This window comes from Leptolyngbya sp. BL0902, assembly GCF_016403105.1.
Lineage (GTDB): Bacteria > Cyanobacteriota > Cyanobacteriia > Phormidesmidales > Phormidesmidaceae > Nodosilinea.
Genome location: NZ_CP046155.1, coordinates 426,086 through 448,631, shown reverse-complemented (window position 1 = coordinate 448,631; position 22,546 = coordinate 426,086). Strand labels below are relative to the sequence as shown.

Sequence of the window (22,546 nt, the reverse complement as noted above, 5' to 3'; positions counted from 1 at the left end):
CAACCCATGCCCCCAGCCCTTCGCCTTGCCACTGCCGCCGACATTCCCGCCCTCGCCAGCCTCTATCGCGAAACGGTGCTGACCCACGCCCCCCAGCACTACAGCCCTGCCCAAACCCAAGCCTGGGCTGCTTTTGGGGCCGATACACCGTCGTTCTGCCGTTTCATCCTGGAGGCCACCACCTACGTTGCCGAATCCGATGGGTTTGTTGCTGATCAACCCGTCGTCAATGCAGACCAACCGCTGATGCTTGGCTTTGGCGGACTGGCTATCGATGGCCACATCACCGCCCTCTACGTGCGCCACGATTGCCTCGGTCAGGGAGTTGGATCACACCTGCTGACCGCCCTGCTCGAAAAAGCCCGCCAAGACAGGATCCCCCGCCTCTATGCCGAAGCCAGCGCCTTTAGTCTGGGGCTGTTTCAAAAGTTTGGCTTCCGCCACACGGCCACCGACCGAGTTGAGCGGGGTGGGGTGACGTTTGATCGTCATTTGGTCATCTTTCCCTAGGGATTGCCTGCCCACTATCTGGCCAGACGGGTGAGTCTGGGTCTTGGCGAACGAGACTCACCCCAGCGGTTTGAGCAAGAACTCTAGCCCCCAACCCAACCGGATGCCCCTAGCCCAACGGCCCGGTGAGGATGACCTTAGCCAAAGCGTTGATCACCGATTCGGGGGGCTCTTGCTTGAGGTCGCGGTACCACTGCTGGGTAGCAGAAGGCTCGTGACCATAGATGACGCTGCTGCGTTTGCGGGCCTTCAGCACCAGTTCGGCGGTGCGGTCTTTGCGGGCTTTTTCGTAGCGGTTGAGGGCATCGGACACGCTGATGTTGGTGGTGAGTAGGTAGCGGGTGAGCACCTCGGCTCCTTCGATAGCTTGGCAACCGCCCTGGCCGAGGGTGGGCGTGGTGGCGTGGGCCGAATCTCCCAGCAGGGCAATGCGCCCGCGCACTAGACGTTCTAGGGGGTCAATGTCGCCAATTTCGAGGCGATTGGTGCTGTGGGGGTCAATGGCCTCAATCAGATGCTGCACGGCGGTGGGCCACCCTTTGAAGATGTCCGCCAGTTCATCGCGGCGGTGAGCCGGGTCTACCTGGGTGCCCTCCACCATGGGTGCGCCAAAGAAGAAATAGAAGCGGTCGCCGCCCACGGGCATCATGGAAGCCCGCTTGCTTTCGCCCACGTAGATCACCCAACGATCCTGGGCGCAGAGGGCGGCTTCGGCAGGGACGAGACCGTTCCAGTTGACGTAGCGGGCATAGCGACGGGACACCGACCGCCCCAGCACGTAGGCCCGCACAGCAGAATGGACGCCATCGGCCCCAATCACCAGATCTCCGGTGGCGCGGTGGCCGTTTTCAAAAATGGCGGTGGCGGACTGGTCATCCTGCTCCACCGCCACGCAGGGCATCCCCAGATGGACATTTTCGGGGCCAAATTTCTCCAGCAGCATGGCTTGCAGATCGGCCCTGGCTACGGGGTAGGGCCGCTGTCCCACCTGCTCAAATAGGGGATGGAGATCGACGTAGCTCAGTTGTTCGTCGGTGTGGCTGCGATATTCCATGGCGTTCATCTCGCCGCCGATGGCCGCCAGCCTTTCCCCTAGCCCCAGGCGATTCAGCACCTTCACCCCGTTTGACCAGAGGGAAATGCCTGCCCCCGCCGGACGCAGTTCCGTCACCCGGTCGTAGACCTCAACCTGGTAGCCCGCCTGCTTCATGGCGATCCCCGTGGTTAATCCGCCGATTCCGGCTCCCACAATCACCACTTTCAACTTGTACATCTGAGATTCTCCTAACCGCGATACGTCCTAGTCGAGGGATACCCTGGTGCTGCTTTGGCCCGCCCAACTCATTGTATACATTCAAGGATAAGACCTGATTGCCAGGATTTCTGCCGCCCCAGAACGCCCGTGATTGGGGTCAGGTTCAGTCTATTCGTTCATGTTCTTGTAGGTGGCTACCGCTGAGGGAGAAATGCGGTTGAGGTAGCGGAAAATCCAGTATTTGAAGACCGTATTGAGCACCACCGGGAAAGTGGCGATAAACAGGAAGATAAACTCTCGATTGGCCGGAAAGCCAAAGTGTCGAGAAAACCCTTCTAGCAACACTTCCCAGCCGTGGGGGGAGTGAAATCCGACGAAGATATCCGTAAACAGGATGATGATGAAGGCTTTGGCGCTATCGCTGAGGCCGTAGATCATTTCATCCATGAAGGCTTTCAGATTAGCGACATCCTGTTTGCGGGTGATCAATAGCAGCATAAAAGCCGCAACCGCTGCTAGGTCGGCAAAGATATTTTTGATGGCATTGGCACTGGTTTGGCGGTATTCTTCTTCAATTTCTGTGGCTTTTTCTCGTACCTGGCGCTCAATATTCAACTCCGAAAGGGGAGGAGCCTTGCCAATGAGTACCTCAAACCGCAGCCGTTCTTCAAAGCGTTGCAGCTCGTGGAGGGCTTCTTCCTCCATTTCAATATTGAGAAAAACGTCTGCTTGGCGGCCTTGGCGAAAGTGATCGACCACTGACCCCACCAGGAAAGTTTTGGTGAATTGGTGGGTCAGCAGGGGCACAATAATTAGCAGCAGCAAAAAGCGAATGGCGGCGGTGGTGCGCCCCTTGGAGGTGCGAAACTCCCTCATCACCTCCTCTTCGGCGTTGGGGTCTAGATCCTGCCGAATTCGATCCACCGTCCGCAGAATGGATCGGGGCAGCACGTTCACTCGCTCGGAAAGCCCTTCTCGGTTGTCCTTAGAGGCGTTGGCTTGATCCTGAGACTGTTCTGCCTTGGCCCGCAGCACTTGGGTAGACTGGGCAGCAGCAAGGCTCCCGTTGGCTCCCTCCGTGAGGGTAATCACCCGTGCGGGGGAATCGTCTAGGCTGGCATAGCGGGCCAGCACTGCATCAATCAGTCGCAGCTTGCGAAACAATACGGCCTGCCGATCCACCACATTCACGGCCATTTCGTCGGCCTCGGAGGGCGATATATCCACCTCCATCACACGCGGGTCGGATGCCCGGATCACCGTGCGGCTGGTGCGAAACTCCGCCATTCGCACCTTAATTAAGTTGAGATACTTTTTTAACTCGGCCTGAAAATAGTCCATGGCGCTGTCGCCATAGTTGCCGTAGCGGGCAGAGATGGGGTTGCCGCCAAAGTATTCCCGCTCAATCGCCTCGATCATCTGCGCCGCTTCGTAGGCTTGATTCAGGGCTCGTTCTGGGGTACGAAAAAACCACTGCTGGGCATTGCGAAAAAAGCCTGGGGTCTGCATCAGCGGGCACGGCGATAGGAACAGGAGGAAACTTGGAATCGAGGCTTGGGGTCGATCTCTAAATGACAGGATAATACAACTCTCTCTCTACCCCGGCAGTGTCTATTTCCATGTGGCCCCCTGGGTTCCGGGGAACCCCTTAGCCTGGTAGGATCGGCCTGTTCTGTGGAGACATCAACCCATGGCCAAGTACGTCCTCTGGGGCAGCTATTGCGAAAACGCCCTAGAAAAGCGCACCCCCTACCGCGAGGCCCATCTACAGGGGCTTCAGGCCCAAAAGGATCGGGGTATTCTGGTGGCTCTGGGGCCAACCACCGATAACCGCAAGGTGTTTGGCATCTACGAAGCCGACGACGAAGCCACCGTGCGCCAACTGATCGAAGCCGATCCATACTGGCAAAATGGCATCTGGACAGACTACGAAATTCACCCCTGGAACCAGGTATTTTAGCCGCCATGCCCTACGCCACTCCCCTGGATGAGGCCGATGCCCGCCGCCATGCCCCCGCCACCCAGCGCAACCGCGAGCCCATTTTGGCCGTCCTAGAACGGGTGTTGCCCCCCACGGGCACGGTGCTGGAAATTTCCAGCGGCACCGGAGAGCACGCCATTTTTCTAGCCCCTCGGTTGGCCCCTCGGCAGTGGCTTCCCTCCGATCCAGATCCTCTCTCTCGCCAAAGCATTCTGGCGTGGCGATCCGCTCACCCCACCGCAAACCTGCACCCACCCCTGGCCCTAGACGCCAGCACCGCCCCCTGGCCCATTGAGGCTATGACCGAGCATCCCACCGAGGATCTCACCGAGCATCCCACCGAAAATCCTACCGTGGCCCTAGGGGTGGATTTGGCCCAGCACCCCATCACCGCCATCGTCAACATCAACATGATCCACATCGCCCCCTGGGAAGCCTGCTTGGGGCTGATGGCTGGGGCCGGACGGCTGTTGCCCAAGGGCGGCGTTCTCTATCTCTATGGCCCCTTCAAACAGGGGGGACAACACACCGCCCCCAGCAACGCCGCCTTTGACGACAGCCTCCAGGCCCAAAACCCGGCCTGGGGCGTACGCGATCTAGAAACGGTCATCGCCGAGGCCGAAGCCGTGGGCCTGCGCTGCCTCGAAACCGTGGCCATGCCCGCCAACAACCTCTCAGTGGTGTTTCAGGCTTAGCCGCCCCATCCCGTAGAACCAGGACGTCGAATCATCGCCATGACTACCTCATCCACCTCCCTAGAAACCTTCGACCCCAGCGGCGTTGGCCTGGATAACGGCAACCTCTACGGCCTGCCCTGCACCTACGACGATGCCCACATTATTGTGTTTGGCGTGCCCTGGGAAGTCACCGTCTCCTACCACGAAGGCACCGCCCAAGGGCCACAGCGTATCCTCGAAGCCTCGCCCCAGCTTGACCTCTACGACCGGGACAACCCGGAGGCGTGGCGGCAGGGCATCTTCATGCCGCCCATTCCCCAACCGCTTCAGCAGATCAACCTCCAAATGCGGGAAGCCGCCCACCGGGTCATCCAGGCCATGGAAGAGGGCATCGCGATTGAAAAACACCCCCTGCTCCAGGACACCCTCGATCAGGTCAACCACGCCTGCGAGCAAATGAACGGCTGGCTCTACGGCCAAGCCTCCCACGCTTTGGATCAGGGCAAGCGGGTGGGGGTGATTGGCGGCGACCACAGCGTTCCCTTCGGCTATCTGCAAGCCTTGGCGGAGCGCTATCCCACCTTTGGCATCCTCCACATCGACGCCCACGCCGACCTGCGCTTGGCCTACCAGGGCTTTCGCTACTCCCACGCCTCGATCATGAACAACGCCCTCACCCTGCCGCAGGTGGGTACCCTAGTGCAGGTGGGCATCCGCGATCTCTGCCACGACGAAGTGGCCCTGATTGAGCAATCCGCTGGCCGCATCGTCACCTACTACGACGCCGTCCTCAAGGAAAATCGCTACCAGGGCATGACCTGGCTGGCCCAGTGCGAGGCCATCGTGGCTCACCTGCCCCCTCAGGTCTACGTCAGCTTCGATGTGGACGGCCTCGACCCCAAACTTTGCCCACACACAGGCACCCCCGTCCCCGGCGGGCTGGAACTGGAAGAAGTCTTTTGCCTGTTGCGCCAGGTGGTACGCAGCGGTCGGCAGATTATCGGCTTCGATGTCTCAGAAATAGGCGATGGCGAGTGGGACGGCAACGTGGGGGCCAGAATTGTCTACAAACTCTGCGCCCTGATGGGGCTATCTTCCGGGGTGGAAAGCTAGCGGCCACCTCCCCAGTCCGGTCTGCCCCGCCGCACCGGGCCGTGAGGAAGCGGTCTCCCACCCCAACGGATCCCTACCCTAGGATAGAGATTCTGGGTAGTCGCTCATTTTGTAGTCCGCGACGCCGTTTTTTTGGGAAAGGGTCGTTTAAAAAAGATGAAGGCTCGTAACGTTAGGTTACAGCCCAACTTGTGACGTTCCTCCATTCAGACTTTACCGATGAAAATCACAACTCTATCTAGCCTTGCTGTGGCTACCGCCGCCCTCGCCCTCAGCGCCACTGCGGCTCATGCCGTTGCCGGGGGATGCGCGGCCAGCAAAGCCTTTACCGGGCTCACCACCCTGAACGCTCCCACTGAAGGCGCTCCCACCGATGGCCTGATCAGCACCCCCGACGCCCAAGCCCTGGCTAAGGCCATCGGCGGCTTTGGGGCTGCCGCCACCCTGATCGCTGGCGGCACCCTTCTCTACCGTCGTCGCCAGGATGACGCAGGTTTAGCCGCTGAAGTCCTAGCCGAAGGCCCTCTGCCCGAAACCGCCCTTGACTTTGAGGTGCAGGCTGAATCTGTGCTCGTGGCGGAAGAAGCCCTAGTGGACGCCAGTCTGCTGGAAGCCGCCCTAGCTAACCAGGAAACCGCTGCCCAGGCTGAAGATACTGCCCTCAGCCTGTCTCGCTAAGCCACGTCGATTCCGACATCACTGAGAACTCCCTCCCAAGCAAAGCCGCATTCCTTACACCGTCGGGAATGCGGCTTTATTGTGGATGATTTTCGACACGGGGAGAGAAGCTGGAGGTGAGGTCAGCCTTGTGATCTACGGCGTCTCTAGAGAATGCCGACGAAATGCAGCGGCCCATGGCCACTCACCAGCTCCAGCAGCAGGGCCAAAAAGCCCACCATGGCTAGACGACCGTTCCACACTTCGGCGAAGGGAGTCAGCCCCCAGGCGGAGCGTTCGGGGGGGTAGATCTTCACCCGTTTTTCCGGCTGCACCACATCGGAGAACAGCTTGCGGGGAGAATCCAGCGCCTCCACCACCATTTCCGCCATGTCGTTGACGAACTGGGGATGGGTGTTGAGGGCGGGCACCCGATGGAAGCCGTGGATGCCCGCTTCTTCGGCAATTTCGCGGTATTCGATGTCGATTTCTTGCAGGGTTTCGATGTGCTCGGAGACAAAGCTAATGGGCACTACCACCAGGTCTTTGACGCCCTGCTGAGCCAGGTTTTCGATGGCGTCTTCGGTATAGGGTTGCAGCCATTCCACCGGGCCAACCCGGCTTTGGTAAGCCAGGGTGTGGGGGTTGGGGCGATTGAGGGAGCGCATGATCAGTTCGGTGCAGTGCTCAATTTCCCGCTGGTAGGGGTCGCCCGCTTCTTCCACATAACTGACGGGGACGCCGTGGGCGCTAAAGAAAATGTGGGCCTGATCGGGGTTCTCCAGCTTGTCGAGTTCCTGGGCGATCAGATCGGCCATGGCTCCGGTGTAGCCCGGTCGGGCGTACCAGGAGGGAATCACGGTGTAGTTAATTCGATTTAAGGAGGGATCTTCCAGCCAAATTTTTTCTAGCAGGCGGAAGCTGGAACCGCTAGTGCTGATGGAAAACTGCGGGTACAGGGGCAGCACCACCAGGCGTTCGATGCCGTCGCGCTTGATTTGGGCCACCGCTTCTTCGGTGAAGGGATACCAGTAGCGCATCCCGATGTAGATGTTGGCCTCTTCGCCCTTGGCTTCCAGCGCGGCTTTGAGGGCGTCGGCCTGCTGCTCAGTGATGCGGCGCAGGGGGGAACCACCGCCAATCTGCTGGTAGTTTTCCTGGGATTTTTGGGCGCGGGAGCTGGAAATCAGCCAGGCTAGGGGCCGCTGCAACCAGGGGAAGGGCAGGCGGATAATCTCTGGATCGGCGAAGAGGTTGAACAAAAAGGGACGAACATCCTCTAGCTGTTCTGGCCCGCCCAAATTTAGCAGTAAGACCCCTACGCGACCCATGGCACTGTGCTGTTTTCTAAACGGCGAATAATCTTTTATTATCGTAACAATTTGTCGCCAATCGCTGCGGCGAATTCCCCAGGCTGGCGGGGAGGTTTTTGGTGAAAGCGTTAGCCTTGGCCCAGCCTTAATGCTAACTGTTCCTAATACTACCCAATTTACAGGCTTGGTCGATCATCCATTTACGAATCCAACGATTCCAGCCTGAACCCGCCATGAATTGCCCCGTAGCCGCGTGATCCACCCTGGGATCAGTCCGACATGAATGAGTCGGGAGGTGGGTACGGTCAATGCAATCCTTACCTGAAAGCGCACCGGATATGGGATCCACAGACAGTCTAGATGCCGCCATTGCCAAGCTGAACGAACGCCTCAAGGCCGCTCGGCTGGGATTAGTGGTGGAGCGTCGGGGGGATCGCCTAGCCCTGCGAGGCACGTTGCCGCCCCGTCCTGACCGTAGCCGCACCAAGCCCTACCAGCAGCGCATTCCCCTGGGCATCCCCGCCACCAAGGCCGGACTCAAGCAAATTGAGCAGGACGCCAAGGTGATCGCCGCTCGACTCATTGAGCGCACCTTTGATTGGGCGGATTACCTGCCCACCGAAGCCCCCGCCGATCCCGACTATCAACCCATCGAAGCCCTAATCGCCCAGTTTCAGGAACACTGGTTCCAGCGTCCGGGGGAGGATATCGCCGCCCAGGCCGCGCTCAAAAGCACCTGGACAAAAGCCTACGCTCCCTACCTAAATAAGCTGCTGGCCCAGATGAACGACCATCCCCGCCAATCCCTCGGACAGGCGATTGTGGCGACCCTAGAAGCCCTGCCCCGACAGGCCCGCAGCCGCCAGGTGGGCTGCACGGCCCTCAAAGCCTTTGCGGATTTTCACAAAATTTCCCTGCCCGTTGACCTGGAAACCCTGTGGGGCACCTACAGCAGCAGCAAGACCCAACGCCGCCACCTACCCACCGATGAGGACATTTTGACCTGGCACGACCTGATCCCCAACCCTGCTTGGCGCACAGTCTACGGACTGATGGCGGCCTACGGACTGCGGAACCATGAAGTGTTCTTTTGCGACCGCAGCCTCCTGTCCACGAACGACCCCGAAGCCCGGATCACCGTCCTCGAAACCACCAAAACCGGACTGCACGATGTCTGGCCCTTCTACCCGGAATGGGTGGAACGCTTTGAACTGCGCCAGGGCGAACTGCCGCCCATCAACACCGACCTCACCACCACGACCCTGCAACGGGTGGGGCAACAGGTGGCCCTCCAGTTCAAACGCTACGGGGTGCCCTTTTCCCCCTACGACCTGCGCCATGCCTGGGCCGTCCGCACCATCCACTTTGGCCTGCCCGACACCGTCGCCGCCCGCATGATGGGCCACTCCGTCGCCATCCACACCCGCACCTACCACCGCTGGATTACCCTCCGCGACCAGCGCCAAGCCGTCCAAACCGCCCTAGGGGGCCGCACCTGGTCGGCTCCTGAGTAAGTGAGAATGAGTTGATTTTGAATTCCTTACTGGCCCTCACCCCTAGCCCCTCTCCCAGGAAGGAGAGGGGAACCGGATCATCTTTCAAAGTCCCTCTCCTATTTTGGGAGAGGGATTTAGGGTGAGGGTCAGCGGATGGTCTAGCGCCCCTTGGCCACAATATCCGCCAGTTCTGCCTCAATGGCCTTGGTGCTGATGGCAATTTCGTAGAGGGACACCAATAGCGAGGCCACCAGCAACACCAGGGCCGACCCAAATAACACCTCCGCCAGCCGCAGGTGATCTACAAACAGCGAAAACATGGACAGGGTGCAGAAGATAAAGCTGGAGACCCCCAACGCCTGCATCAGTCGAATCAGGGCAATGCGGCGGCGTAGGTTAGCGATCTGTTTTTGCACCATCGCCTCAAAATAGTCCCGCTCGGAACTGTGGAGTTGCCGAATCAGTTGGGCCAGCACCAAAAAGCGGTTGGTATAGGCCAACAGCAGCAGGGAAATGGCCGGAAACAGCAGGGCCGGGGTGGTGAGGGTGAGTTCCATGGTGGGGAATCCCTTGCAAGAAAAGTCCCTTCAAATCCAAAAGAAAGGAGCGGATCGGTTAGCGTCTTCTCCTTGATTATGGGCTAGGCGATAATCTGTCATACTAAATCCGACGAGAAGCCCCCCATATACATTGAGGCTTTCCTCGTTCTCACCCTGTCTCTTCTCTCTGGGAGAGGGGCTGGGGGTGTAGCTTGTTCCCGTTAGGGTGGGCCACAGGAGCGTTGTCACCGATTGCCCCACCCCCATTCCCGTTTCGTCCTACGCATGCCCCACCATCCTGTGCTGTTTGATGTGCTGAAAGATCGCCTGCGGCAAGCACCCCAGGGTCAAATGACCTTTGCGGAATTTATGGATTTGGCCCTCTACGATCCCTCTGGGGGGTACTACGCTACCCAGGTTGCCGCCATTGGCCCCCAGGGGGATTTTGTCACCTCGCCCCACCTCAGCCGCGATTTTGGCGAACTGTTGGCGGTGCAGCTCGCGGAACTGTGGCATCACCTCAGCCAACCAGAGCCGTTTACCCTGGTAGAAATGGGGGCCGGGCAGGGCATTATGGCCGCTGATGTGTTGGCCTATTTGCAGCGCCAGTATCAGGATTGTTTTGCGGTTCTAGATTACCGAATTATTGAAAAATCCCCGGTATTGCAGCACATTCAGAGCAAACGGCTAGAACCCTGGGCTGGTCGCGTAACCTGGTGTAACTGGGCCGACTTGGCGGCGGATTCGGTGACGGGCTGTGTGTTTTCTAACGAACTCGTCGATGCCCTGCCCGTCCATCAGGTGGTGTGGACGGAAGCGGGGCTTCAGGAAATCTACGTCACCTGGGATGAAGCCAGCGCCACCCTCAAGGAGGTAATCGGCCCCCTATCCACCCCTCGCCTTGCCGATTACTTTGACCTTGTCGGGGTGGACTGGGCCAAGGGCTATCCTGTGGGCTACCGCACCGAGGCCCACCTGGCGGCCCTAGATTGGGTAGCCACCGTGGCCAATCGCTTGCATCGGGGCTACCTGCTCACCATTGACTACGGCTACTCTGCCGACCGTTACTATAGCCCTCACCGTTCCCAGGGTACGCTGCAAAGCTACTACCAGCACACCCACCACAACGATCCCTACCGCCACCTCGGCCATCAAGACATCACCGCCCACGTCAACTTCACGGCGCTGGAACGCCAGGGAAAACAGAGCGGCCTAACCACCTTGGGCCTGACCCAGCAGGCGATGTTTCTCATGGCGCTGGGCTTGGGAGATCGGCTGATGGATCTGGCCCAAATTCAATCCACCGATCCCGCCGTCGTCAACCAGGCTATCCAGCGGCGCGACCAAATTCACCAACTGATGAACCCCATGGGGCTGGGCAACTTTTGGGTGTTGCTCCAGGGCAAAAACCTGGCCCCAGACGGTGCAGCCCAACCCCTTCGCGGCTTCACCATTCCACCGCTGGGATGACGGCAGGACTGCGCCTGGGGGACGTTGTCTGGTCTGCGTCTCCTAATAAAATAAGTCCTACAAAAACGCCTGATAGTTTTGCCCCAGATACAGCGCCCGCTCGGCCTTGCGGCGACGTTCTAGCCCTGCCATGACTCGGCCCCCCGCGTAGACCCATTTGAGAAATTCCTCGGCGGCTCCAGCGGTGTCTCCGGCGTTGTGTTTTTTGAGCAGGGTGGAGGTTCGCAGGTTGTTTGGCCCGACGTTGAAGGTGAAGGACACCAGAGCGGCAAACTGGTTGCTGGTAGGGGTGCGGGTCACGGACTGAGTTACGGCGCGCTCGAAAACGAGGAGATCACGCTTGAGGATTTCTTCGGCTTGGGCGGCGGTAATTTTGAGGCCGGGATAGACCTTGGGGTCGCCCGCTGCGGAGGTATGGCCGTAGCCGATAGTCCAGGGTTCGCCCCCGGTGCCCGGATCGGGGTAGGCGGTGGTCGCAAGGCCCTCAAAGGCTTTGATGATAGCTAACCCAGCGGCATTGATGCGGCTGCTGACGGGGGTAGCCACGGTGCTGGCCATGGGCTGGGGGGTGGGCGGGGGCATGGGCTGGGGCTCTGGGGCTCCGGTGCCGATGGCCACGGTCATGGCGCGGGGGTAGTCTTCACGGGTGAACCAGGCTTTGAGGCTGGCGATGTTGACCACCTTTTCCTTTGGGTTGGTTTGGGAAGGATATTTGGTAATGCGAGAAATCCAGTAGCCGCCCTGCATTAAATAGATAGCAATGTCCGTTTCCTTAATCCAGGTGCTCACGGGTGCACTCCCCACTCCACATACCCGAAATTTACAATACTTTCTCCCACATGGGCCAAGGACTTTGGAGAAGGTTGCAAGGCCCCATGTAACGCTTTGCCGAGAAATGCAGCGATATGTAAACAAATCACTCCCCCAGCCGCCGAAAACCTCCCCCAAAGCCCGTAAATACGAGGGAATGTAACGCAAAGCCCAGACAGGATAGCGGCCAGTCGTTAAGATGGTCGGAGTATGCCCCAGGGCGCTACCCCCTCTGACCTATGGCTTTGCTCACAGCGACCGCTGCCCCCTCTACTTTGCTGGTGTCTCCCACCATCCGTCGTCTGTCCAACGGCCTGACGATCATCGCCGAGCAAATGCCCTTAGAAGTGGTCAACCTGAGCCTGTGGTTGCGGGTGGGATCGGCGGTAGAAAATAACGCCATCAACGGCATGGCCCACTTTTTAGAGCACATGATTTTTAAGGGCACCGCCACCTTGCCCTGCGGCGAATTTGAACGGCGCATTGAGGCGCGGGGAGCCGTCACCAACGCCGCCACCAGCCAGGACTACACCAAGTACTACATCACCACCGCCCCCCAAGACTTTCGAGCCTTGGCTCCGCTGCAAATTCAAATGGTGATGGCCCCCCGCCTCAGCGAAGCCGACTTTGAACGGGAGCGGCCCGTCATCCTAGAGGAAATTCGCCGTGCCGACGACAACCCTCGCCGCCGCACCTACGCCCGATCCATGGAGCTGACCTTCGAGCGCCTGCCCTACCGCCGCCCCGTCCTTGGCCCCACCGAGGTGATCGAAACCCTGATGGTGGATCAAATGCGCGACTTTCACAGCACCTGGTACCAGCCCCAGAGTATGACCGCTGTGGCCGTGGGCAATCTGCCCGTGGAGGATCTCATCGCCACCGTAGCCGAAGGGTTTGATCAAGCCATGGCCCTGCGCGGGCGGCAGCGCTATCCCGCCACCGACCAATTCAAGCCCCTCCTTGACTACGACCTGGAAGATCCCTTCACCACGGTGCAGCGCGTCGTTCACGACGATCCCACCCTCACCCAAGCCCGTCTCACGCTAACCTGGCGGGTTCCTGGCCTGATGGATGTGGATGACACCTACGCCCTGGATGTGCTGGCCTCGGTGCTGGGCCGGGGGCGTACCTCCCGCCTCGTCAGCGACCTGCGAGAAGACCGCAAACTGGTGAGCAGCATCGGCTGTAGCAATATGACCCTGGCCTACCAGGGCGCATTTATGGTCTCCGCCAAGCTCGATCCCGAACACCTGGATACCGTAGAGCAGGCCATTGCCGATCACATCCAAGCCGTCATCGAAACTCCCGTCAGTCTGGCAGAGCTGCGGCGGGTGCAAACCCAGGTGGCCAACCGCTTTATCTTTGCCAACGAAACCCCCAGCGACCGGGCCGGACTCTACGGCTTCTATCACACCCTCACCGGAGACATTGCCGACGGGCTTCACTATCCCCACCACATCCAGCGCCTCACCGTGGCCGATGTGCAGCGGGCCGCCCAGCAACTTCTTTCCGCCCAAGCCTACGGCGTTTCCATTATTCGTCCCTAGGGGTAGCCCTTCCCCTCCCCCGGATGAACCCCAGCGAGGTCGGTGAATGGGGGCTAAAGCTGACCCATCCGGCCTGCAACCACCCCTTACAATAGAGTCTCCCATTCTGAGACTGAGGATTGCCGTGGCTGCCCCCGATTCCCCTGCTGAAACGCCCACCCTGCTGCTGATCGATGGCCATTCCCTGGCCTTTCGCGCCTTCTATGCCTTTGCCAAAAGTGCCGAGGGTGGCCTGCGAACCTCCACGGGCGTGCCCACCAGCGTCTGCTACGGCTTCCTCAAATCGCTATTGGACATGATGGAGGTGGAAAAGCCCCAGTATGCCGCCGTCGCCTTCGATTTGGCCCAGCCCACCTTTCGCCACCAGGCCGACGAGGGCTACAAGGATGGCCGTCCCGAAACGCCGGAGGGCTTCATTGAGGATGTCAACAACCTGCAAGAACTGCTGCGGGATTTTGGCCTGAATATCTACACCGCACCGGGCTTTGAGGCCGACGATGTGATTGGCACCCTGGCCCATCAGGGTAAGGCGGCGGGCCTGCGAGTGAAGATTCTCAGTGGCGACCAGGATCTATTTCAGCTCATCGACCCAGAGGAGCAAATTACCGTGCTGCACCTGGGCAACGCCTTTGCCAAGGGGGCAAAAAACGGACTGGCCCAGGAGTTCAAAACCAACGAGGTGAAGGCAAAGCTGGATATTTTGCCCTCCCAGGTGGTGGATTACAAAGCGCTGTGCGGCGACTCATCGGACAACATCCCTGGCGTGAAAGGCATTGGGGCTAAAACAGCGGCGAAGCTGCTGGCAGAATTTGGCGATTTAGATACGATTTACGCCAATATCGACACCATCAAGGGCGCAACCCAGAAAAAGCTCATGGAGGGCAAGGATTCTGCCTACCACTCGCGGTTTATGGCCACCATTGTCACCACCGTGGATTTGGGGGCCGATTTAGCCACCTGCAAACTCGACGGCTTCGACCCTGATGTCGTGGTTCCGGCGTTAAAAAAGCTGGAGTTTCAGAACTTCATTAACCGCCTGGGTAAGTTACAGGTGGCTTTTGGAGGAGAAGCGGGAGTTGAAAGTCGGGAGTCGGACGTCGGACGTCGGACGTCAGGGGATGCGCTGGGGGCAGATGTGGCGTTCTTTTCTGCCGAAGAAACGGACGAGGCCCAGACCGTGCAGGCGGTAGCCATTCGGCCTCAAATTATCACCACCGAAGCCCAGCTTTACGACCTGCTAGATATTCTTTCGGCCCAAAAAAATCCTGAGCACCCAGTTGCCTGGGACACTGAAACAACCTCATTAGAACCCAGAGATGCCCAGTTGGTCGGCATCGGCTGCTGTTGGGGCCGCGAACGGGATGCCATGGCCTACATTCCCGTGGGGCATTCTGAAGGCGATCAGCTACCGCTAGAAACGGTCTTAGAGGCGCTGCGTCCAATATTGGAAAGTGCGGAGTTTCCTAAAGCACTGCAAAATGCGAAGTATGACCGTTTAGTGCTAAGAAATCAGGGCATCCAACTGGCAGGAGTTGAGTTTGATACGATGCTGGCCAGCTATGTGCTCAATCCAGAATCGAGCCATAATTTAACCGACCTTAGCCTGCGCTATCTCAACCTTGTGGCCCAAAGCTTTACCGACCTAGTGCCGAAGGGTAAAACAATTGCGGATATTGCAATTTCTGCCGTGGCAGAGTATTGCGGAGCCGATGTCCACACGACCTATTTGCTCGTGCCTAAACTGCGGGCAGAACTCGCAGAAAATCCCCAGCTTTACGGCCTATTTTCAGGCATTGAACTCCCCCTAGAGCCCGTCCTGGCCGAAATGGAAACCATCGGCGTGCGGGTCGATGCCAACTATTTGTCAAAATTTTCTAAAACCCTGGAAACCGATCTAGCACAGATCGAGAAAGATGCCTATGAAGCCGCAGGAGAAACCTTTAACCTCGCCTCTCCTAAACAACTCAGCGAGCTATTCTTTGAAAAGCTGGGGCTAGACAAGAAAAAGTCTCGCCGCAACAAGTCCGGCGGCTACTCCACCGATGCCGCAACGCTGGAAAAACTCCAGGGCGACCATGCCGTGGTCGATTTAGTCGTGGAGCACCGCACCCTGTCAAAGCTTAAATCAACCTATGTGGACGCTTTGCCTGCCCTAATTCGTCCCGATACCCAGCGGGTACATACCGACTTTAACCAGGCGGTAACGGCCACAGGGCGGCTGTCGTCGTCGAATCCAAATCTGCAAAATATTCCCATTCGCACCGCCTTTAGTCGGCAAATTCGGGCGGCGTTTATCCCTACTGAGGGCTGGCAACTGGCAGCAGCAGATTATTCCCAAATTGAGCTACGCATCCTCGCCCACCTCAGTGGCGAGCCCGTGCTGGTGGAAGCCTACAACAACAACGATGATGTCCATGCCCTTACCGCCAAATTGTTGCTAGAAAAAGATGACATTTCCCCTGAGGAACGCCGCCTTGGCAAAATCATCAATTTTGGCGTGATCTACGGCATGGGTGCTTCCCGCTTTGCCCGCGAGGCCGGAGTCAGCCGCACCGAGGCCAAAACCTTCATCGACCGCTACTACGAACGCTATCCTCAGGTGTTTGAATACCTGCAACAAATGCAGCAGGAGGCCATCGCCAAGGGCTATGTGCAAACCATTTTTGGGCGGCGGCGCTACTTTAATTTCACCGATGGTAAACTGCGTTCCCTCTACGGCACCGATCCCACTACCATCGACCTCGACCAGCTCCGCACCAACGGCTACGAAGCCGGACTGCTCCGGGCCGCCGCTAACGCCCCCATTCAGGGCAGCAGTGCCGACATCATCAAAGTGGCCATGATTCGCCTGCACGAACTGCTAAAGGACTACCAGGCCAACCTGATCCTGCAAGTCCATGACGAATTGGTGTTTGAAATTCCCTCCGATGAATGGGACGATCTGCAACCCAAAATCATCGCTGCGATGGAATCCGCTGTTTCCCTGAAGGTGCCCCTCAAAGTAGAGGCCCACGCAGGCCCCAACTGGATGGCAGCTAAATAGAAGCCCCTGGGCACTGAGGCTGCCCTGCGATCCCCAATACCTGGGCGAGACTAGCCAGGAAGGGAATCCCTTGCTTTGGGCCAGAGGGTTCAGGGAATCCACTGATGGAATTATGAGAACCCTCTTAGGTTAGGAACTTTGCCGCCAGGGCTGCGTTTTGGAGTAAGGCAAATGCCATTTACTTAGGAGAGAACGATCATGAAGAAGATGATTTTGGCGGTTGGTTTGCTGGGTTTGACTGGATCCCTGGCTATAGCTACCCCTAGCTATGCCGATGAAGTCGTTTGTAGAGGCACCCTGAGGACGGCACAGGTCACTAATTTGCGAGTTCCCAGTGGTGCTGCTTGTACCCTCAACGGCACTCGGGTTCGGGGGAACATTCGGGTTCAGTCGCGGGCCACCCTGACGGCTACCGGGGTACGGGTCAATGGCAACATCCAGGCTGAAAATGCGACACGGGTGACGGTTCGCAGCCAGTCTGTGGTGGGTGGCAACATTCAAATTGAAGAGTCTCAGGCGGCTACCATTACCGACACCCGGATCAACGGCGATCTGCAATTTGAAGAGAACACCAGCCTGCTGCAAGCGGCACGCAATACCATCGGTGGAAACCTGCAAGGCTTCAAAAACCGGGGCGGTCTGCGGGTTAACAGCAATCGCATCGGCGGCAACTTGCAGTGCAAGGAAAATCGCCCTGCCCCCACCGGACGGGGCAACGTGGTACGCGGCAACAAAGAAGACCAGTGCGCCCGCCTGTAGGGTATCGCCCATCCTCGGTTAGCGACACAGCTACCCAGGGCTGCAAGCATCTAGCGGCTGGCCTGACATCAATGAAGCCACCCCACCCTTCAAGGGGCAGGGTGGCTCAGTTTTAGACCCGATCCTTCGATCAGATTTGGAACTTCTCGCCCTTAGCGGGGTCAGACCAGTCGCAGGCAAAGCCCTGGGTATCGGGCACAAACTGGTTCCAGGGCAGAGGATCCACTGGGCCATCGGTGGCCCACAGGATGTCAAACATACCATCATCCATCACTTCCCCAATCCGCACCGTTTTGGAGAGGTGGTGGTTAACATTCATGGTTACGGGGCCTTCGGGCGCAGCCATACTCTGGCCGTAAGCAGCGGCGCGAACCTCAGGAATATCGAAGGTGCCCGCAGCTTCCACTGCCTGCTTCCACAGATACACCATGATATAGGCGGCTTCCATGGGGTCGTTCGTCACCCGGTCATCGCCAAATTCGGCCTTGAAGTCGGCTACCCACTTGGCGTTTTCGGGGGTTTCCACGGTCATGAAGTAGTTCCAGGAAGCCAGGTGGCCCACCAAGAACTCAGGCCCAATCTGACGCACTTCTTCCTCGGCTACACTCACTGACATCACGGGGTAGAGATCTGGCCCCATGCCTGCGCCCTGCAACTGCTTGAAGAAGGCCACGTTGCTGTCGCCGTTGAGGCTGTTGAAGATCACCCCGCCGTTGGGCAGCGCCGCCCGAATCTTGGTGATGATCGGCGTTACCTCGGTGTTGCCCAGGGGCAGGTAGTCTTCGCCGACGGTGTTGCCACCCTTAGCGGCTAGCTGCTCTTTGATGATGGTGTTGGCGGTGCGGGGGAAGACATAGTCTGACCCCACCAGGAAGAAGTCCCGGCCTTTGTTTTCTAGCAGCCAATCTACGGCGGGCTCAATTTGCTGGTTGGGCGCGGCTCCGGTGTAGAAAATGTTCTTAGAACATTCCTGGCCTTCATACTGCACCGGGTACCACAGCATGTGATCCTTCGACTCAAACACGGGCAGCACGGCCTTGCGGCTAGCGGATGTCCAGCAGCCGAACACCACCGATACCTGGTCTTGGTCAATCAGCTTCTCTGCTTTTTCGGCAAAGGTGGGCCAATCGGAAGCGCCGTCTTCCACTACGGCTTCAATCTGCCGACCCAGGACGCCACCAGCGGCGTTGATTTCCTTAATCGCCAGTTTCTCAGCATCAACCACGGTGGTTTCACTGATAGCCATGGTGCCGCTAAGGGAATGGAGAATCCCTACTTTTACCGTTTCGCCCCCGGCAGCGGTGCCGCCTGTTGTATCCCCGGTAGTCGTTGTCGTATTGCCACAGGCTTTTAACAGCATCGAGGTGCCCAGGGTGGCAGACCCATACACCAAAAATTTCCGTCGATTAAATCGTGCGACCATTCAACCTCGCTCCTGACTCACACAAAGAAGGACAGTTAGGCCATCCAATCACTCACCCAACCTCCAGAGTGGATATTAGGCGTAGTGATGGGTAGTAAATGTAGCGGAGAACACAAAAAACCTGAATCTCACCACAAACTCTCCCAGCCATCCTTGTTGTGGCTGGGGCAGAATCTGTCTTCATTTCACTAGATGATGGTCTTCTAAAGCCTCTATCCAAAGGCTGGGATCAACCTACCATGGCCGTTCTCAGTTTTATTGCCCCATTGCCCTAGGCTGGGATCGTCGCTTGATCTGGAGGGCTAGCCGGGGCTTAGCGCTGTGATCCCCGTCACGAATGACCCGCAATGAATCCTGGATGATGCGGGATGAATGGGGCAAAGCTTGGCCTAAAGCTGTCTTCAGCCGAGACCGAGGGTCATCGTTACCGCTCCGGTGGGTCTTCAGCTACAGGCGGCGCAGCAAATTAGACCCGTGGGTATCGGTGCCACAGGTGGTCAGCAGGCGGTGGCGGCGGGCTAGGGTTTCCATCAGCGGCGTGTGGCGGGGGCAGGGATGCCACTGATCGGGGTTGTTGTAGGCGTAGTAGGCTTCCACACCGTCAATCCCCAGAGCGACGGCGTGGGCAATCAGGACTTCGGCGGCGGTGCGATAGCGAGCGGGGTGGGCCAACACCGCCAGCCCCCCCGCCGTCTGGATAGCCGTAATCACGGCTTCAGCCGCCTTCATGGGGCCACGGGGAGCCGACCCTTGCAGATAGGGCACGATGGCCGGATGCCGGGGGGCAAAGCCATAGCCCAGCAGGTGAACTTCGGTCTCAGCGAGGAGGGCGTTAATTTCTACCCCAGTAAATAAACGAGGTGCAGTTCCGCCTAAGTGACGGTGGGCTCGCCGCTGCCCTAGGGGGGTGGGGTGCCGCCAGCGCCAGTCTTCTAGCCAGGCTTGGGCTTGGTAGTAGCCGCGCAGGCTGTGGTGGTCGGTAATGGCAAAGGCTTGTAGGCCAATGTCAATGACTTGCTCCATGAGGGCGGTGGGGGTGAGCTTACCATCTGAGCACACCGTATGCATGTGGAAGTTGTAGGTGTGTGGGCAACTGGCCGCATCAACAGAGTCAAAAACTTGCCTCAGGATTTGAGCATCGCCTGTCAACCCACGCTGATTCAAAGAGGTGAGGTCTGACGCGACAACCATGAATTATTTCGCTCAATGCGCTTGCTTAACTTAATATAACCTTTCGGTCAGACTATTAAAAAATGTGTGACTAAAGTGTTCGGGATAGACGAAATCGTGCAGAGGGCGCGATAACGTCCTGGTAGATAGCCGCCATGCCGCGACGGTCGCGCTACCCCAGCCCGCTGGCTAGAGCCTCGCTGCGGTTGAAATCCCAAGAATAGGGTTTACCCTTATAGGAGCAACCGTTGGTTAGGAATCGCAACCATGACAGAGCACGCGGAGGGATGTTTGCGGGTTGGGCAACTGGCCCCAGATTTTTCGGCGACGGCAGTGGTCGATCAAGCCTTTAAGGTCATTAAGCTGTCGGACTATCGAGGGCAGTACGTGGTGCTGTTTTTCTATCCCCTCGATTTCACCTTCGTTTGCCCTACAGAAATTGCCGCCTTTAGCGACCGCTGTGAGGAATTTAAGGCGCTCCATGCCCAAATCTTGGCAGTGTCGGTGGACAGTGAATTCGCCCACCTTGCCTGGGTTCAAACCGAGCGCAAGGCGGGCGGCGTGGGGGACTTGAACTATCCCCTCATTTCCGACCTCAAAAAGGAGGTTAGCGCTGCCTACAATGTGCTAGATCCTGAAGCAGGCGTGGCCTTGCGGGGGCTGTTTATCATCGACCGCGAGGGCATTGTTCAACACGCCACCATCAACAATCTTGCCTTTGGCCGCAATGTAGACGAAACCCTGCGGGTGCTCCAGGCGATTCAGCATGTGCAGAGCAACCCCAACGAAGTGTGTCCGGTTGATTGGCAACCGGGGGATAAAACCATGGTGCCCGACCCCGTGAAATCCAAAGATTTCTTTGCCGACACCCCAGGGTAAGCACGATGCCCTAGGCGGTCGCTTCCCCCGATGGCCTTGATCCTAGCTGCCCCGTTGATGTCCCCTTGATTCTAGCCATGACCGCTGCACCGTCCCTTGCCCCCTGGCAGATTTGGCGCAAGTACCTGCTGCCCCGCCCCGCCCGACTGGGGTTGGCCCTAGGCGTGGGTGTTCCCGATTTTGCCCTAGTCGATGTCACCCATGGGCGCACGGTGCGGCTGGCCAACTGGCGCGGCAAACAGCCCGTGGTGCTGGCCTTTACCCGCATCTTTGCCGAGGGGGTGTACTGCCCCTTTTGCTATCCCCACATTATGGCCATGAATGCCGCCTACCAACGGTTTCGGGATACGGGCACGGAGGTTTTGATGATAACAAGTCTCAACCCTCGCCAGGGCAGGGCCGTGGTGGAAGACCTGCACCTGCCCCTGCCGCTGCTGTGTGACCCGGTGGGCCAAAGCTTCCAAAACTACCATACAGGCCAAGCCCTGGGGGCACCCCTCCCCGCCCAGTTTGTGCTAGATGCCCAGGGTCAACTGCGCTACGGCCACTGGTTTTCCTTTTTGCACCACAATGCCGACCCTGAGGCGCTGTTAGCCGCCGTGGAGGCACTGTGACGGGCCGCTAACCTCCTTGCCGAGCCCCTTGAATCGAAGAAATTGGTTTTTCGATAGCAACGCGGGGGAGGCGGTGCTTGAACCCGCAGAGAATTTCCCAGGAGATGGATTGGGTTAGGTCGGCCCAATCGTCGGCGGTGGTGCAGTGGGGGCCATCTTGCCCCAGCAGCGTGACGACATCGCCCTCTTGCAGGTCGGGAATGTGAGTCACATCGACCATGAGTTGATCCATCGTAATGGTGCCGATTTGAGGGGCGAGTTGGCCCTTAATCATCCCCTGAATGCGGTTAGACAAAATGCGCGGCACCCCATCGGCATAGCCAATGCCCACCACCGCCATCCGCAGGGGGTGCTCGGCTATGTAGGAATGGCCGTAGCTGACTCCAGTTCCGGCGGGCAGGTCTTTCAGCAGCGTAATTCGGGCCTTAACCTGCATCACAGGTTTGAGATCTAGCACCGATTGCAGGTGGGGCGCAGGATACAGCCCATAGAGACCTAGGCCCACGCGCACCATATCGTAGTGCAGAGCGGGATCGGCTAGGGTGGCCGCAGTGTTAGCCAGGTGCAGCCGAGGAGGCAGCAGGTTTTCAGCCGTTAACTGGGCTACCGCCGCCTGAAACCGCTGATGCTGCTGGATCATCGTAGTGGGGTCGGGGCTGTCGGCGGTGGCAAAGTGGGAGTAGAGCCCGCCAATGGTGAGATGGGGCAACGGACGCACAAATCGCACAAACTCCACAGCCTCAGCAGCAGGGAAGCCCAGCCGAGACATGCCTGTGTCTAGCTTCAGATGCACCTCCACCGGGCGGGCGGGGGCCAACCGCGACAGGATGTCTGAAAACATGAGAGCTTGCTTGGGCGTTACCAGGGTGGGCTGCAACTGCCACCGGGCGATAGCCTGCATTTCTTCAGGGCTATTCACCGCCCCCATGACTAAAATGGGAGCCTGCACCCCGGCGGTGCGTAGCTCGATCCCCTCCGGCACCGTCGCTACCCCTAGCCAGTTGGCCCCGGCCTTCAGCGCGGCCTGGGCTATCATCACAGCCCCATGACCATAGGCATCGGCCTTTACCACGGCCATCAACTGGGCGCGATGGCCTAGATGTTGTTTGAACTGCTGCACATTGTGGCGCAGGGCTTCTAAATCAATCTCTACCCAAGCCCGACAGCAGCGCATTGGCCCCAAACTGGGGGTTTGCTCCCAACTCAGCATGGCTCATTCCTCCATAACCACGGGCATCATCGCAGGTATTTCACGAATTAGCGACCCATCATAGCGCTAACAGCAATGGC

Annotated in this window: 20 protein-coding genes; 12 read left to right on the top strand and 8 right to left on the bottom strand. The window is 58.5% G+C overall.

What is annotated here, in order from left to right:
• The first annotated feature begins 6 nt into the window (after positions 1-6).
• The gene (locus GFS31_RS02025) at positions 7-510 is read left to right on the top strand and encodes a GNAT family N-acetyltransferase (protein WP_198806642.1); all 504 of its coding nucleotides are present in this window, start codon (positions 7-9) and stop codon (positions 508-510) included.
• A 109-nt stretch (positions 511-619) separates the two neighbouring features.
• On the opposite strand, the gene hpxO is transcribed toward GFS31_RS02025, so the two are convergent.
• Positions 620-1,783 (bottom strand): FAD-dependent urate hydroxylase HpxO, encoded by a 1,164-nt coding sequence (gene hpxO / locus GFS31_RS02020; RefSeq protein WP_198806641.1) that lies wholly within the window; start codon positions 1,781-1,783, stop codon positions 620-622.
• 150 nt (positions 1,784-1,933) lie between these two features.
• A complete protein-coding gene (locus GFS31_RS02015) occupies positions 1,934-3,274 on the bottom strand; it encodes a proton extrusion protein PcxA (RefSeq protein WP_198806640.1) in 1,341 nt (446 codons plus the stop codon).
• Between the two features lie 181 nt (positions 3,275-3,455).
• On the opposite strand from GFS31_RS02015, the gene GFS31_RS02010 reads away from it, so the two are divergent.
• From GFS31_RS02010 to GFS31_RS01995, 4 genes are all read left to right on the top strand, one after another.
• Positions 3,456-3,725 (top strand): YciI family protein, encoded by a 270-nt coding sequence (locus GFS31_RS02010; RefSeq protein ID WP_198806639.1) that lies wholly within the window; start codon positions 3,456-3,458, stop codon positions 3,723-3,725.
• Positions 3,726-3,730: 5 nt separating this feature from the next.
• Positions 3,731-4,441, top strand: coding sequence for a DUF938 domain-containing protein (locus tag GFS31_RS02005; protein ID WP_198806638.1), 711 nt, complete (start codon positions 3,731-3,733; stop codon positions 4,439-4,441).
• Between the two features lie 39 nt (positions 4,442-4,480).
• Positions 4,481-5,536, top strand: coding sequence for an agmatinase family protein (locus tag GFS31_RS02000; RefSeq protein ID WP_198806637.1), 1,056 nt, complete (start codon positions 4,481-4,483; stop codon positions 5,534-5,536).
• A 219-nt stretch (positions 5,537-5,755) separates the two neighbouring features.
• Complete coding sequence (locus GFS31_RS01995; protein ID WP_198806636.1) at positions 5,756-6,214, top strand: hypothetical protein; 459 nt, start codon at positions 5,756-5,758, stop codon at positions 6,212-6,214.
• 146 nt (positions 6,215-6,360) lie between these two features.
• Here GFS31_RS01995 and hemH read toward each other — a convergent pair whose 3' ends face one another.
• Positions 6,361-7,524, bottom strand: coding sequence for a ferrochelatase (hemH, locus tag GFS31_RS01990; protein ID WP_198806635.1), 1,164 nt, complete (start codon positions 7,522-7,524; stop codon positions 6,361-6,363).
• Between the two features lie 290 nt (positions 7,525-7,814).
• Between hemH and GFS31_RS01985 the strand changes: the two genes are divergently transcribed.
• Positions 7,815-9,020 carry a site-specific integrase gene (locus tag GFS31_RS01985; RefSeq protein WP_225907533.1) on the top strand — a complete coding sequence of 402 codons (1,206 nt, stop codon included), beginning with the start codon at positions 7,815-7,817 and terminating at the stop codon, positions 9,018-9,020.
• A 140-nt stretch (positions 9,021-9,160) separates the two neighbouring features.
• Here GFS31_RS01985 and GFS31_RS01980 read toward each other — a convergent pair whose 3' ends face one another.
• Positions 9,161-9,559, bottom strand: coding sequence for a DUF2721 domain-containing protein (locus GFS31_RS01980; RefSeq protein ID WP_198806634.1), 399 nt, complete (start codon positions 9,557-9,559; stop codon positions 9,161-9,163).
• 267 nt (positions 9,560-9,826) lie between these two features.
• On the opposite strand from GFS31_RS01980, the gene GFS31_RS01975 reads away from it, so the two are divergent.
• A complete protein-coding gene (locus GFS31_RS01975) occupies positions 9,827-11,011 on the top strand; it encodes a class I SAM-dependent methyltransferase (RefSeq protein ID WP_198806633.1) in 1,185 nt (394 codons plus the stop codon).
• Positions 11,012-11,068: 57 nt separating this feature from the next.
• Here the strand turns inward: GFS31_RS01975 and GFS31_RS01970 are convergent, their stop codons facing one another.
• On the bottom strand, positions 11,069-11,800 hold the full coding sequence (locus GFS31_RS01970; RefSeq protein ID WP_198806632.1) for a lysozyme: 732 nt from the start codon (positions 11,798-11,800) through the stop codon (positions 11,069-11,071).
• Positions 11,801-12,060: 260 nt separating this feature from the next.
• Here GFS31_RS01970 and GFS31_RS01965 point away from each other — a divergent pair, with 260 nt between their 5' ends.
• The 3 genes from GFS31_RS01965 to GFS31_RS01955 all read left to right on the top strand — a co-directional run bounded on the left by GFS31_RS01965 (position 12,061) and on the right by GFS31_RS01955 (position 17,170).
• Positions 12,061-13,368, top strand: a complete 1,308-nt coding sequence (locus GFS31_RS01965) for a M16 family metallopeptidase (RefSeq protein ID WP_198806631.1) — start codon at positions 12,061-12,063, stop codon at positions 13,366-13,368.
• Positions 13,369-13,492: 124 nt separating this feature from the next.
• Positions 13,493-16,411 (top strand): DNA polymerase I, encoded by a 2,919-nt coding sequence (gene polA, locus GFS31_RS01960; RefSeq protein WP_317135062.1) that lies wholly within the window; start codon positions 13,493-13,495, stop codon positions 16,409-16,411.
• A 198-nt stretch (positions 16,412-16,609) separates the two neighbouring features.
• A complete protein-coding gene (locus tag GFS31_RS01955) occupies positions 16,610-17,170 on the top strand; it encodes a hypothetical protein (RefSeq protein WP_263974881.1) in 561 nt (186 codons plus the stop codon).
• 130 nt (positions 17,171-17,300) lie between these two features.
• Here the strand turns inward: GFS31_RS01955 and urtA are convergent, their stop codons facing one another.
• Both urtA and GFS31_RS01945 read right to left on the bottom strand, forming a co-directional pair.
• A complete protein-coding gene (gene urtA / locus GFS31_RS01950; protein WP_410503863.1) occupies positions 17,301-18,542 on the bottom strand; it encodes an urea ABC transporter substrate-binding protein in 1,242 nt (413 codons plus the stop codon).
• A gap of 498 nt (positions 18,543-19,040) precedes the next feature.
• On the bottom strand, positions 19,041-19,784 hold the full coding sequence (locus GFS31_RS01945) for a PHP domain-containing protein (protein ID WP_198806628.1): 744 nt from the start codon (positions 19,782-19,784) through the stop codon (positions 19,041-19,043).
• 246 nt (positions 19,785-20,030) lie between these two features.
• On the opposite strand from GFS31_RS01945, the gene GFS31_RS01940 reads away from it, so the two are divergent.
• Positions 20,031-20,642: a peroxiredoxin gene (locus GFS31_RS01940; RefSeq protein WP_198806627.1), complete on the top strand. Its 612-nt coding sequence runs from the start codon at positions 20,031-20,033 to the stop codon at positions 20,640-20,642.
• A gap of 77 nt (positions 20,643-20,719) precedes the next feature.
• On the top strand, positions 20,720-21,256 hold the full coding sequence (locus tag GFS31_RS01935; RefSeq protein ID WP_198806626.1) for a peroxiredoxin family protein: 537 nt from the start codon (positions 20,720-20,722) through the stop codon (positions 21,254-21,256).
• Positions 21,257-21,263: 7 nt separating this feature from the next.
• On the opposite strand, the gene alr is transcribed toward GFS31_RS01935, so the two are convergent.
• On the bottom strand, positions 21,264-22,466 hold the full coding sequence (alr, locus tag GFS31_RS01930; RefSeq protein ID WP_198806625.1) for an alanine racemase: 1,203 nt from the start codon (positions 22,464-22,466) through the stop codon (positions 21,264-21,266).
• Positions 22,467-22,546 lie beyond the last annotated feature (80 nt).

Excerpts from the sequence above, each read along its gene's own strand:
- GFS31_RS01965 (WP_198806631.1), top strand. The coding sequence starts at position 12,061 with ATGGCTTTGCTCACAGCGACCGCTGCCCCCTCTACTTTGCTGGTGTCT.
- GFS31_RS02015 (WP_198806640.1), bottom strand. The coding sequence starts at position 3,274 with ATGCAGACCCCAGGCTTTTTTCGCAATGCCCAGCAGTGGTTTTTTCGT.
- GFS31_RS02025 (WP_198806642.1), top strand. The coding sequence starts at position 7 with ATGCCCCCAGCCCTTCGCCTTGCCACTGCCGCCGACATTCCCGCCCTC.
- GFS31_RS02000 (WP_198806637.1), top strand. The coding sequence starts at position 4,481 with ATGACTACCTCATCCACCTCCCTAGAAACCTTCGACCCCAGCGGCGTT.
- GFS31_RS02010 (WP_198806639.1), top strand. The coding sequence starts at position 3,456 with ATGGCCAAGTACGTCCTCTGGGGCAGCTATTGCGAAAACGCCCTAGAA.
- GFS31_RS01975 (WP_198806633.1), top strand. The coding sequence starts at position 9,827 with ATGCCCCACCATCCTGTGCTGTTTGATGTGCTGAAAGATCGCCTGCGG.
- GFS31_RS01980 (WP_198806634.1), bottom strand. The coding sequence starts at position 9,559 with ATGGAACTCACCCTCACCACCCCGGCCCTGCTGTTTCCGGCCATTTCC.
- GFS31_RS01985 (WP_225907533.1), top strand. The coding sequence starts at position 7,815 with ATGCAATCCTTACCTGAAAGCGCACCGGATATGGGATCCACAGACAGT.
- GFS31_RS01945 (WP_198806628.1), bottom strand. The coding sequence starts at position 19,784 with ATGGTTGTCGCGTCAGACCTCACCTCTTTGAATCAGCGTGGGTTGACA.
- GFS31_RS01995 (WP_198806636.1), top strand. The coding sequence starts at position 5,756 with ATGAAAATCACAACTCTATCTAGCCTTGCTGTGGCTACCGCCGCCCTC.
- GFS31_RS01955 (WP_263974881.1), top strand. The coding sequence starts at position 16,610 with ATGAAGAAGATGATTTTGGCGGTTGGTTTGCTGGGTTTGACTGGATCC.
- GFS31_RS02005 (WP_198806638.1), top strand. The coding sequence starts at position 3,731 with ATGCCCTACGCCACTCCCCTGGATGAGGCCGATGCCCGCCGCCATGCC.
- GFS31_RS01935 (WP_198806626.1), top strand. The coding sequence starts at position 20,720 with ATGACCGCTGCACCGTCCCTTGCCCCCTGGCAGATTTGGCGCAAGTAC.
- alr (WP_198806625.1), bottom strand. The coding sequence starts at position 22,466 with ATGCTGAGTTGGGAGCAAACCCCCAGTTTGGGGCCAATGCGCTGCTGT.
- hemH (WP_198806635.1), bottom strand. The coding sequence starts at position 7,524 with ATGGGTCGCGTAGGGGTCTTACTGCTAAATTTGGGCGGGCCAGAACAG.
- GFS31_RS01940 (WP_198806627.1), top strand. The coding sequence starts at position 20,031 with ATGACAGAGCACGCGGAGGGATGTTTGCGGGTTGGGCAACTGGCCCCA.
- hpxO (WP_198806641.1), bottom strand. The coding sequence starts at position 1,783 with ATGTACAAGTTGAAAGTGGTGATTGTGGGAGCCGGAATCGGCGGATTA.